Genomic DNA, 11,692 nt, shown 5'->3' on the forward strand with positions numbered 1-11,692 from the left:
TGACCTCTCAAATATTTATTACTGATTATTTTCTATATATTCAACAATAGCTTTTACAGTCGTAAGATTTGTTGCGTCGTTTTCATTAATTGTAATTTCAAATTCATCTTCTATCGTCATAATTAATTCAACAGCATCCAAAGAATCTGCCCCTAAATCATTGACTAAATGTGAATCTAAATTTATGTTTTCTTCTTTAACACCTAATTCTTTTGCGATTAGTTTTTTTAAGTTTTCAAATATCATTTTTAAGTCTCCTTTATTAACAAAAATTTGACTCATTTTAACATTTTTAAGTGTGAGTGTCAAGATATTTTGATGTTCAAACTATTTGAAATTAAAAGTAATTATGTGTTCACTATTCGATAAGATAGATATTATCAATATAAAAGCATATTTGATTGTTTTTTTCTTAACAAAAGAAGTTTTCATTGAGTTTTTTATCTTCTTATAAAAAAATATGTTAAAATAAATAGATGAATATATTATAGGAGATGAATTATGACAGAAATTATAGATTTACTAGCCATAGATAATTTATTAAGATTCTTAGTTTCACTAGCTTTATCTATTGTATTAGGTATTGCTATTGCTTTTGTATACAAAGTAACCCATAAAGGTTTAAATTATGAAAGCTCTTTTTTATCAACAATTGTGCTTTTAGCGCCAATTGTGACTTTGGTTATGTTTTTTATCCAAGGTGATCTTGTATTATCACTAGGTCTCGTAGGCTCATTATCAATTATCCGTTTTAGAACCCCTATTAAAGATACAAGAGACATGATATTCTTATTTTGGACCATTGCGACTGGTTTGGGTATTGGAACATTGAACTGGACGCTATCTATGATATCAACCGCTATACTCGCTGTGTTAATGTATTTACTATTTATCATTAAGTATGGAAGAAGCAAACATAATGAGTATATTTTAATGATCAGCGGTCAAGGTGAGTTTAATGAATCAATGGTAGATTCTTTAATTGAAAAGGGAATTAGAAAAGTATATCTTAGAAGCCATGAAATCCATAGCAATCGTTTTGACTTAGTATATGAATTGCTTTTTGATGAAAAAGATTTAGATGTGATTCACGGTTTTATTAAAGAAATTAAAGAAAATAAAAATATAGAAAAAATATCACTCTTATCTCCACAACTTAATTTACCTATGTAATAGGAGTTTTTATGAGAATAACAAATCGCTTTGAATACAAATATGTTCTTGATTTAAGAACATATTTTGCATTTAAAAACAGATTATCTTTATATATGAAAAAAGGACTCCATACTGATCTTGCTCAAAACAAACAATATTTTGTTAGAAGTTTGTATTATGATACTTATGATTTTAAACATTATTATGAATCAGAAGATGGCCAATTTGGAAGGATTAAGTGTCGGGTAAGAACCTACCATAAGACTCAAGAAGAAGCTAATATTATATCCATTGAAATCAAAACAAAACATGGAGCCAACGTTAAAAAATACAGTCAACTTATTCCTATAGAGGACTACTTATACTTTTTAAAAAATCACTGTTTTCAAAAATCTTCCATGATTCTAGATGAGTTTACCAGACTTATTCATCTGCAACAATTGGAAGCAAAAGCAATCGTTGAATATGAACGAGAAGGTTACGTGCCAAAAATCAGTAGTGATTTAAGAATAACCTTTGATCACTCGGTAAGAAGTGGAGCATCAAAAGAATTATTTCCTGAAGAAGAAATAGCCTTGCACCAACACAATCAAATGATTGTTTGTGAGATTAAGTGTGGAATGAAGAAACCACAATGGTTAGAAATGATGATTAAAGAATTTGGACTTAAACTAGTTGGTAATAGCAAATATATTCAAGCTATTTCTCGAATGTATCCTAGCATTATCAGTCGTTTAGAATGTTCCAACAATCTAAAAGAAATAGAAGGTGACACTCAATGAGAAAACTGCTGGGATTATTGGTATTAATCTTGTTTACATGGACTGGATTTGCTTGTACCTACGAAAATCCTGTTATTGAATTTGAAGATCCTAATTTAGAAATTGCATTAAGAGAGTTATTAAATAAATCAGAAGGTGATATTGATGCTAGAGATGCAAGAAGTATTACCACATTGGATCTATTGGGTAGAAATATTTCAAACCTTAATGGCTTAGAGTATTTTACTAATTTAGAAGTCTTAATTTTAGAAGATAATTTTGTTAGTGATTTAAGACCTCTTCGTGATTTGAAAAAGTTAGAGTCTTTAAATTTAAGAAACAATGAAATCACTAATCTCAATGACATTTATTTTCAGGAAATTATTGATTTACCATTAACTTCTTTATCTCTAAGACATAATGTTGTAAGAGATGAGTTTGATAATCAAACAAGGATTTCTGATATTTCATTATTAGCAAATTTTAGTGATTTAGAGTATTTAGATTTACAGGATAACCATATTAAGAATATAGAAGCTTTAAAAAATTTAAGTAAACTGACTTACTTAAATATTAGTCAAAATGATTTAGAAGATAAAAGTGTTTTAGACTTGGAAAATTTAATTCACTTACAAAGTTTGAATTTAAGACAAACAGGTGTTACTAATCTAGATGTCTTAGCAAATTTTACTGATTTAGAGTATTTAAACATTCATTCAAATACTGAACTAACTTCAATTGCTTTCATTTCTTCTTTGACGAAATTAGAAACCTTGATCGCTCAAAATGTTCCTATCGGTAATCAAATTGGTTTATTAGAAGACCATAATCAATTGTTAAGACTAAATTTACAAAATACGAATATTAATGATTTGTCAGTTATAATTGATTTAATGGAAGCAGGGGCCTTGCAAGATGATCCTTTACTTGGACAATACGCTGAAGTAAATATAGCGGCCAATCCCTTGACTGAAAATGATTATGAAAAACTTGTGCCGTTTTGGGATAATATTAATTCAAAAGTACCAGCGGTCTTGCCACTTGGTGAAATCTTTTATCCTTTGATCAATGAAATTATGGCTTCGAATGATAACTCTTTAGAAGATTATCAAGGAGAGAATGTCGATTGGATTGAACTATATAATCCTACAGATACACCTATGGATATCAGTGGATATTATTTAAGCGACAATATAGAAGAACTAAAAAAATGGGCTTTCCCAGAAAACACTATAATCCCTGCAGAAGGTTACCTACTAGTTTACGCTTCAGGAAAAGATGTATTGACAAATGATCAAATACATACTAACTTCAATATTGCTAGAGATGGGGAAGAATTAGTTTTAACAGCTAAGGATGGCCAACAAATTTTAGACTATGTTCCTGATTTGATTGTTCCAAGAGACTATTCTTATGGTAGAAAAATAGACGGTGAACAACCTTGGTTATATTTTGATATATATCAAGTATCACCTGGTTTATCAAATAATGACTATATCCCTTATAGTATGGATGATTCAATTGTACCTACTGATTTTTCATTTAATACAGAGACTTTTGATAGGTTTTTTAATGATGATATAGAGAAAAATATCATTATTAAAATATCTGAATATGAATGGAATCGTTATGATGAGCTCATGATAAGATATAGCGAGTTATTTAATGGAGAATTAAGGAGTGACCATTATGCTAAAGCCGACTTTCTTTATGAAGATGAGTTTGGCCAAATCCTCGTGGGAAATGTAGGTTTTAGAACTAAGGGAAATATGTCAAGAGATAGAATTCAAAATGATGATGGTTCTTTAAATATGTCTAACTTTAAAATTTCTTTTCACGAATCTTTTGGTGATGAAAACTTAGATTTAAATAGAAAAAGAACTGTTTTTGAAGTTGAAGAATTAGATATGAAATGGAACCGTAATTTTGATCCTACTTATTCAACAGAAAAATTTTCTCTAGACTTAATGAGAGAATTTGGAGTAAAATCTGCATATGCAACACTCGCAAACTTATATATAGAGATAGATGGGCAAAGATACTTTTATGGTGTATATACAGTATTTGAACCTATAGATGAGTTATTCTTAAATAAGAGGTTTGAGGAAGACCATGCCCAAGGTGATTTATTTAAAAGCCTTTGGCAACAATTTGGTCCAGCTTCTTTAATGGATGATTATCCATTCAGAGCCATAGGCATTAAAGACGTATCCATGAACTATCGGCCAACTTATGATTTAAAGACGAATAAAGACTTTTTTGATAGAAGTAAGTTAGAGTTCTTCATTTCGCAAATTAATGATTTAAATGGTATAGATTTTGAAAATTATATAGAAGAAAACTTTGATGTGGATCAGTTTTTAAGGTACATGGCTATAGGTGTTTTACTAGGAAATCCAGATGATTATCGAGCTATGGGAAATAATTATTATTTGTATCAAGATCCCGTATCAAATCAATGGTCAATCATTCCATATGACTATGACCACGGTCTTGGTCAAGGTTGGGATGGGCAGCCTGTATTTTCAAATTGGACCATCAATAATGATATTTATGAATGGGGAAATTTAAACGCTTATCAACAAGGAAAAAGTTATGCAAATCCACTATCTCATAAAATATTAAAAATTGAGAAATATCAATTACAATTTGAAGCTTATTTAGAAATTTTAATTGATCAAAGTAATGATTATTTTAAATTCAGTGAATTTGAAGCTATGGTCAATAATCATCAATCTATTTATGGTGATGGTTTAAATGAGGCAATGATGAATTTGGAATTTGGTTTCAGAAATTCTGAATGGTATTTTCAAGAAAAAATAAATTCAATACAAGAACAGTTAGATTATTATAAAAACAACCCAGACCAAAGACCTAAGTGGTAAAATTTAAAAAAGATAATATCGAATTATTATCTTTTTTTAATTTAATTTACATTTTTTTTATAAAATTCTTTGATTCTACATATTTTTTTATTTTCTTGTCTTATTTATTTATCAACAAAACTTATAAAAAAAGTAATCAGTGATAAAATAAAATAAAAAAGAGGAGAATTCAAAATGAGAAAAACATCAATTATAATAATTTCTATTACTGTCTTGTTGGCATTGATTGTCACGATTTCATTAATTACAGGTTATAATAATATCATCGACAAAGATGAAAGTATTAAACAAGGATATTCAGAAATCGATCGACGTTTGCAACAACGGTATGATACCCTAATACCCTTAGCAGAAGCTGTTAATGGTTTTCAAGATCAAGAAAGGGTTATTTATGACATGATTACATCTGCTAGACAAGCTTATGCTGAAGCAAAGGCTAATGATGATATTCAAGCTATGATTGAAGCCGATGCCTTACAATCTATTGCCCTAACCAATTTATTAGCATTGATTGAGGATAATCCTAATATAAACTCCCTTCAAGCATATCAAACCTATATGGATGCAGTTTGGGGTATTGAATCTGCTTTATCTGAAGCAAGAAGACAATATAATAATGCTGTGGCAGAATATAATCGATATGTAAGAAAGTTTCCGGGTTTATTATATAAAAACTTATATGACTTTACTGACGAGTTTGAATATTGGAGAGTTCAAGAAGGAGCAGATCAAATTCCAGATATCACTTTTGGAGATTGAAATGAAAAAGATAATTGCTTTTGCTTTCATCATTATTTATGGGGTATTTTTTCTTGTGTCATGTAAAAATGAACCTTACCCAAAGCCAAGCAATGCCTATTATGTAAATGATTATGCTGATAAGTTTTCACCCTATTTAGAGTCTAAAATTAGACTTGAAGGTGAGAGATTATTTGATGAAGAATTGGATGATGGTGATAGACCAGGGGCCCAAATAGTATTCGCTACATTTGCAGTAGAAAACGAAAGTGATATAGAAACCTATAATTTATCTGATATATATAATCAATGGAAGATTGGAAAAGATGATTTAGGAATTTTGGTCGTCTACTTTTATGTAGGCGATAAGGATAAACCAGAATCTTTAGAACTCAATTTAGTACAAATAGAAATAGGGTATGCTATGGAAGTTTATTTAAGTCCATCTGAAGCTGGAGCTATTTTAGATAAAACTATTGTAGCTTCGGAAGATGAAGATACTGGTTCAGCTCACTTGTTGTATGAATTACTCACTTTGGTATATGATGAAGTCTATGACATTTCTTTTAATTATGACTTAGAAACATATGAGTATTATCGAGAAGACTATGATGAATACTCAGATTATGATGGTCTTTGGGAATGGATTTTGTTTGTGATTTTATCACCTTCATCTTCTTGGTTAGAAAAAGGGATTCTTTCTGTTCTAGGTATTATTTTCTTAGGTTCAGGTGGTTTGATTATTAAAAATGTTGCTGGCGGTGGTGGCTCAGGCGGTATGGGTATAAGGAGAAGGAAATAAAAGTAGATTGTGTATATCTACTTTTTTTTATTTTTTATGGTATAATTCGCTTATATAGTAGAGGTTCAAAAAATGAAAAATAAAGAAAATTTTATTCATATTATTAAATTCACACTTTTTTCAATTTCAGCCGGAATCATCCAAATCATATCATTCACTATCATGAATGAAATATTTTCAATGATTTACTGGCCTGCTTATTTAATCGCATTGATATTGTCTATTCTATGGAATTTCACTTTAAACAGAAAATATACTTTTAAGTCTGCGGCTAATATACCAAAAGCTATGTTTAAAGTTGCATGTTTTTACCTAGTTTTTACACCTTTATCAACCTGGTGGGGACATGGACTTGAAAATATAGGTTGGAATGAATATATTATTCTTGGAGGAACTATGATTATCAATTTTGTGACTGAGTTTCTCTATACAAAATTCTATGTTTACCGCCATCAAATTAATACGGCCATATCATAATATAATTGTATGCTAATTTTAATTTTATGATATAATAGTTTTGAATTAAATAAAACAACACCTTAAAAATGACTGATGAGTTTATTTTTATGGTGTATTTATTTTTAGACATATAGGAGGTTCAAATGAAAAAACTCATAGAGATAGAAGGATTGTCTAAATCTTTTGATGATAATAAGGTTTTAGATTCTATTAACTTATATATTAGAGAAAATGAATTTATTACTTTATTAGGACCTTCAGGATGTGGCAAAACAACCCTTTTAAGAATATTAGCTGGTTTTGAGACTAAAGATGAAGGAATTGTAAGATTTGATGGTGGAATCATTGATGATATTCCAGCACATGAAAGACCTATTAATACTGTTTTTCAAAGGTATGCTTTGTTTCCTCATTTAAATGTTTTTGATAATATTGCTTTTGGATTAAAACTAAAAAAAATGTCTAAACAGGATATAGAAGTAGCTGTTAAAGAGGTTTTAAAACTAGTTAAATTGGAAGGTTTTGAAGAAAGGAATATTAAAACTTTAAGTGGTGGTCAACAACAAAGAGTAGCGATTGCTAGAGCTGTTGTGAATAAGCCAAAATTATTGTTGCTGGATGAACCCTTAGCTGCATTGGATTTGAAATTAAGACAAGATATGCAGTATGAACTAAAGGAAATGCAAAGGGCTTTAGGGATTACTTTTGCTTTTGTTACCCATGATCAAGAAGAAGCTTTAACTATGAGTGATACAGTGGCTGTCATGAATGAAGGTAAAATTTTGCAAATAGGAAGTCCTCAAGATATATACAATGAACCTAAGAATAAGTTTGTTGCTTCTTTTATTGGAGAATCAAATATTATTCCTGGAATAATGATTAAAGATTATTTGGTTGAATTTGAAGGCATTAAATTTGAGTGCGTTGACAAGGGTTTCAAAGAAAATGAAGAAATTGAGGTTGTTTTGCGACCTGAAGATATTGAGTTGAAACCTGAAAACGGAGGGATTTCCGGTATAGTTACTGATATAACTTTTAAGGGTGTTCATTTTGAGATAATTGTGGATGTTTCTGGTAAAGAATATGTAATCCATTCTACTGATGCTCAAAAAGTTGGAGATAGAGTATCTTTGGTTTTTGATAAAGAAGATATTCATGTGATGCATCGATGAAATCGGTAAGTCGATTAACTTGGCCTTATCTTCTATGGTTATTTATATTAATCCTGATTCCAAGTTTTTTTATTATATTAGCCATTGTTTCAACATTTCATATATTTAATGCATATGAATTTAGGTTTACCTTACAATCTTTAAAGTTTTTAGCGGATCCAATCTTTTTAAACGCTTTTAAAAACAGTCTTAAATTTGCAGGGATATCAACTATTATATCTTTATTAATTGGCTACCCTGTCGCTTACTTTTTCGCAAATATGAAAAGCAAAAATAAAACCTTGTATGTGGCTTTATTGATTGTGCCTATTTGGTCAAATATGATTGTTAGAATTATTGCTTGGGAGAATGTGTTTAAACCAATATCAATTCTAAATCTATTTAATTTATCATTTGATATCATTGGCTATGATTCAGCAATTATCATAGCCATGGTTTCCATGTATTTACCTTTTATGATTTTTCCTATTTATTCAGTTTTGGAAAAAATAGATCCAGCTTATATAGAAGCCAGTCATGATTTAGGAGCCAGTTCTAGTCAAACTTTTGTAAAGGTGACTTTACCCTTATCATTGGGCGGGATTGTTAGTGGTGTTATTATGACTTTGTTGCCGGCAATGACTGCTTTTGCTTTGCCAGAAAGAATTGGTGGAGGTAGGGTCGTATTGTTGGGTAATTTAATTGAAAAAGAAATTTTTAGAGGTTCCTTTACGATTGCAGCTACCGTATCTTTTGTAGTAATGATAGTTATGTTAGGTCTCTTCATGATGATTGTGAAATTTGATAAAGAGGGAGAGACTCTATTATGAAAAAGAATAAATATGGTTCTCTCTTACAAATATTATTGACTGTTTTCACTTTTTCTATCATTTATCTACCTATTGTGATTATTTTCTTAATCTCTATTCACCACTCTCAATATAATTATGATGAATTTGGAATTACTTTTAAATGGTATAAAGATATCCTTGGTGATAGCCAGTTGGTGGATGCTATTTTTGTGACCCTACAAATTGCTGTTTTATCAACCATTATTTCAACAACTTTAGGGACATTCTTCGCTATTGGTATTCATAATCTTAAAAAGAAATCAAGACTTAGAATGATGGTGTTAAATAATGTGCCTGTTGTAAATCCAGATATTGTTACTGGGATCATGTTATTTATTATATTTAGATTTGTGAGAATAAGTTTTGGATTTCCGACCATGCTTCTAGCTCATATTTTCTATTCAATACCATTTGTGGTCTTAAGTGTATTACCTAAATTAAAGCAATTAGACCCAGACTTATTTGATGCAGCTTTAGATTTAGGAGCTTCTAAATTCAAAGCCATCATTCATGTCATCATACCGAGTATTAAAGTAGGTATTATTGCAGGTGCATTAATTGCCTTTACAATGAGTATTGATGATTTTATTATTTCTTATTTTATGAAACAAGGTGAGTTTCATAATGTATCAACACTAATCTATTCTAGGTTAGGAAAAAGACAAATTAGTCCAAATGTATTTGCTTATAACACTTTGGTGGTCTTTTTAACCATAGGTATTATGGTTTTATTCAATAGACTTAATAGAAATCAAAAAAATCAAAGGAGAATTAGATAATGAAAAAAATATTAGCATTAAGTGTTTTATTTTTAGTTCTTACCCTTGTGGTGGGTTGTTCACAAAAAGAAAAGTTATATGTATTAAATTGGGGAGAATATATGGACCCTGAATTAATTGAAAAATTTGAAGATGAATTTAATGTTGACGTTGTCTATGAAGAAGTAGGGTCAAACGAAGAGATGGAAATAAAGTTAAAACAAGGGATAACTGATTATGATATCATGATTCCAAGTGAATATATGGTAGATAAATTATCACAAGAAAATTTACTTTTACCGATAGATTATGATTTGTTACCTAATCTTGACCTTGTATCATTCTTTGAAGATGCAAGAGTGCTTTATGAGAATGAAGATTTTGGGGATTATATGGTTCCTTACTTTTTTGGAACCATTGGTATCATGTATAACACCGAAAGTGCTGGAATTGAACAAGCTATAGAAAATGAAGGTTTCTGCGCATTGTTTGATGAAGATAGTACATATCGTATTGGTTTATATGATTCACCTCGAGATACAGTGGGCGCTGCTTTAATGTGCTTAGGTTATTCTGTTAACAGCAATGACGATACCGAGTTAAGTCAAGCTCAAGCATTGATAGAATCTGTTTTAAGTCGTTCTCAGCAATTAACAAGTTTTGGACAAGATGGCTTAAAAGGTGATGTAGCAAGAGGAAATTTAGATATGGCTTTGGTCTATTCAGGGGATTATTTTGAAATGGTTTTCGAGTATGAAGAAGCTGAAGAAAACATTGAATTTAACTATTTTGCTCCAAGTCATACTAATATTTGGATTGATGCTTTTGTTATTCCGAAAACAAGTCAAAATACCAATCTAGCTCATGAATTCATTAATTTCTTCTTAGGGGAAGATGTTGCAGTTCAAAACGCAGATTGGGTAGGTTACACACCAGTTATAGAAGAAGTCTATAATATTTTGGTCACAGATTATGAATATGATTATGACCACTATTATCCACAACCTATAGGGTCTACAAGAGAAGTCTTTCACTATATTAGTGAAGAGCATTCACAAAATCTAAATACATTACTTAATGCTGTAAGATCTGAATAATTTAGATAAAAAAAAGTCATCGTGGGATTTGTTTCTACGATGACTTTTTATATACTATTCATGATTTCTTTACATTCTGGAATATTCATTTAATATAATCCCCTTATATATTTCTAAAGATATATACCAATAAATTAGGATTTATTCTCATTTTATTGGTATGATAAAATATATTTATTCGAGATTGATTATAAATATATTGATTATTTTTAACTAAATTACTTGTATTTATTTTAATTTAGTGTATTATATAAGAGACGCAATATAAATGTGAAATAAAATTAAGTTAACAAAGTTACCTCAATTATTATAAGCAGTATATTTGAAGTCGAAATATTTAATAAGGAGGTAACAAACATGACTGGTAAAGTAAAATGGTTCAATGCTGAAAAAGGATTTGGATTCATCACAACTGAAGATGGAAAAGATGTTTTCGCACATTTTTCACAAATTCAAAAAGATGGATTTAAAACTTTAGAAGAAGGAGAAGCAGTAAGTTTTGATATTACTGAAGGCCAAAAAGGTCCTCAAGCTTCTAACATCGTAAGTTTATAATTTCAATCAAAATAAAAGACATAGACATGTAAATGTTTATGTCTTTTTTAATTTCATATAAAAAAATCATTATTTTTGTTATAATTATATTATGAGAGAAGGTGTTTGAATGAGAATTGCTTTAATCGCCCATGATAAAAAGAAAAATGATATGATTGTTTTTTGTAAAAGACATAAAGATGTTTTAAAAAATCATAAACTCGTTGCTACGGGAACCACTGGACAACGTGTCATTGATGAAACAGGTTTAGATGTTGAAAGATATAAATCTGGACCCCTTGGTGGTGACCAAGAAATTGGCGCACAAATCGCTAATGGGCAAATAGATTTAATATTATTTTTTAGAGATCCTTTAACGCCTCAACCGCATGAACCTGATGTATCTGCTTTGTTTAGGCTAAGTGATGTTTATCAAATACCATTGGCTTCAAACATTAAAACTGCAGAATTATTTTTTCAAACGCTTAAATAAACTTGACC

Annotated in this window: 13 protein-coding genes; 12 read left to right on the forward strand and 1 reads right to left on the reverse strand. The window is 29.7% G+C overall.

All coding sequences use genetic code 11. The features are described from left to right. Positions 1-18: 18 nt before the first annotated feature. Positions 19-282: an acyl carrier protein gene (gene acpP, locus HF295_RS07975; protein WP_312031646.1), complete on the reverse strand. Its 264-nt coding sequence runs from the start codon at positions 280-282 to the stop codon at positions 19-21. 219 nt (positions 283-501) lie between these two features. Between acpP and HF295_RS07980 the strand changes: the two genes are divergently transcribed. The 12 genes from HF295_RS07980 (at position 502) to mgsA (ending at position 11,684) form a co-directional block, all read left to right on the forward strand. After that, entirely contained in the window at positions 502-1,173 is a 672-nt protein-coding gene (locus HF295_RS07980) for a DUF4956 domain-containing protein (protein ID WP_312031647.1), read from the forward strand. Between the two features lie 11 nt (positions 1,174-1,184). Beyond that, positions 1,185-1,937, forward strand: a complete 753-nt coding sequence (locus HF295_RS07985; RefSeq protein ID WP_312031648.1) for a polyphosphate polymerase domain-containing protein — start codon at positions 1,185-1,187, stop codon at positions 1,935-1,937. Further along, the gene (locus tag HF295_RS07990) at positions 1,934-4,801 is read left to right on the forward strand and encodes a CotH kinase family protein (RefSeq protein ID WP_312031649.1); all 2,868 of its coding nucleotides are present in this window, start codon (positions 1,934-1,936) and stop codon (positions 4,799-4,801) included. Before HF295_RS07985 ends, HF295_RS07990 begins: the two co-directional genes overlap by 4 nt. A 174-nt stretch (positions 4,802-4,975) precedes the next feature. After that, complete coding sequence (locus HF295_RS07995) at positions 4,976-5,560, forward strand: LemA family protein (RefSeq protein ID WP_312031650.1); 585 nt, start codon at positions 4,976-4,978, stop codon at positions 5,558-5,560. A 1-nt stretch (position 5,561) separates the two neighbouring features. Beyond that, positions 5,562-6,341 (forward strand): TPM domain-containing protein, encoded by a 780-nt coding sequence (locus tag HF295_RS08000; RefSeq protein ID WP_312031651.1) that lies wholly within the window; start codon positions 5,562-5,564, stop codon positions 6,339-6,341. A 72-nt stretch (positions 6,342-6,413) separates the two neighbouring features. Then, positions 6,414-6,818, forward strand: coding sequence for a GtrA family protein (locus HF295_RS08005; protein ID WP_312031652.1), 405 nt, complete (start codon positions 6,414-6,416; stop codon positions 6,816-6,818). Between the two features lie 125 nt (positions 6,819-6,943). Then, positions 6,944-7,972 (forward strand): ABC transporter ATP-binding protein, encoded by a 1,029-nt coding sequence (locus tag HF295_RS08010; protein WP_312031653.1) that lies wholly within the window; start codon positions 6,944-6,946, stop codon positions 7,970-7,972. Continuing rightward, positions 7,969-8,781, forward strand: coding sequence for an ABC transporter permease (locus HF295_RS08015; protein WP_312031654.1), 813 nt, complete (start codon positions 7,969-7,971; stop codon positions 8,779-8,781). Before HF295_RS08010 ends, HF295_RS08015 begins: the two co-directional genes overlap by 4 nt. After that, a complete protein-coding gene (locus HF295_RS08020; protein ID WP_312031655.1) occupies positions 8,778-9,581 on the forward strand; it encodes an ABC transporter permease in 804 nt (267 codons plus the stop codon). The genes HF295_RS08015 and HF295_RS08020 overlap by 4 nt, the downstream gene beginning before the upstream one ends. Beyond that, a complete protein-coding gene (locus HF295_RS08025) occupies positions 9,581-10,657 on the forward strand; it encodes an extracellular solute-binding protein (protein ID WP_312031656.1) in 1,077 nt (358 codons plus the stop codon). Before HF295_RS08020 ends, HF295_RS08025 begins: the two co-directional genes overlap by 1 nt. 357 nt (positions 10,658-11,014) lie before the next feature. Then, complete coding sequence (locus tag HF295_RS08030) at positions 11,015-11,212, forward strand: cold shock domain-containing protein (RefSeq protein WP_312031657.1); 198 nt, start codon at positions 11,015-11,017, stop codon at positions 11,210-11,212. Positions 11,213-11,321: 109 nt separating this feature from the next. Then, positions 11,322-11,684 carry a methylglyoxal synthase gene (mgsA, locus tag HF295_RS08035; protein WP_312031658.1) on the forward strand — a complete coding sequence of 121 codons (363 nt, stop codon included), beginning with the start codon at positions 11,322-11,324 and terminating at the stop codon, positions 11,682-11,684. Positions 11,685-11,692: the final 8 nt, after the last annotated feature.

This window comes from Hujiaoplasma nucleasis (assembly GCF_013745115.1).
GTDB classification, from domain to species: domain Bacteria; phylum Bacillota_I; class Bacilli_A; order Izemoplasmatales; family Hujiaoplasmataceae; genus Hujiaoplasma; species Hujiaoplasma nucleasis.

Coding starts and splice junctions, on each gene's coding strand:
- acpP (WP_312031646.1), bottom strand. CDS start 282: ATGAGTCAAATTTTTGTTAATAAAGGAGACTTAAAAATGATATTTGAA.
- HF295_RS07980 (WP_312031647.1), top strand. CDS start 502: ATGACAGAAATTATAGATTTACTAGCCATAGATAATTTATTAAGATTC.
- HF295_RS07985 (WP_312031648.1), top strand. CDS start 1,185: ATGAGAATAACAAATCGCTTTGAATACAAATATGTTCTTGATTTAAGA.
- HF295_RS07990 (WP_312031649.1), top strand. CDS start 1,934: ATGAGAAAACTGCTGGGATTATTGGTATTAATCTTGTTTACATGGACT.
- HF295_RS07995 (WP_312031650.1), top strand. CDS start 4,976: ATGAGAAAAACATCAATTATAATAATTTCTATTACTGTCTTGTTGGCA.
- HF295_RS08000 (WP_312031651.1), top strand. CDS start 5,562: ATGAAAAAGATAATTGCTTTTGCTTTCATCATTATTTATGGGGTATTT.
- HF295_RS08005 (WP_312031652.1), top strand. CDS start 6,414: ATGAAAAATAAAGAAAATTTTATTCATATTATTAAATTCACACTTTTT.
- HF295_RS08010 (WP_312031653.1), top strand. CDS start 6,944: ATGAAAAAACTCATAGAGATAGAAGGATTGTCTAAATCTTTTGATGAT.
- HF295_RS08015 (WP_312031654.1), top strand. CDS start 7,969: ATGAAATCGGTAAGTCGATTAACTTGGCCTTATCTTCTATGGTTATTT.
- HF295_RS08020 (WP_312031655.1), top strand. CDS start 8,778: ATGAAAAAGAATAAATATGGTTCTCTCTTACAAATATTATTGACTGTT.
- HF295_RS08025 (WP_312031656.1), top strand. CDS start 9,581: ATGAAAAAAATATTAGCATTAAGTGTTTTATTTTTAGTTCTTACCCTT.
- HF295_RS08030 (WP_312031657.1), top strand. CDS start 11,015: ATGACTGGTAAAGTAAAATGGTTCAATGCTGAAAAAGGATTTGGATTC.
- mgsA (WP_312031658.1), top strand. CDS start 11,322: ATGAGAATTGCTTTAATCGCCCATGATAAAAAGAAAAATGATATGATT.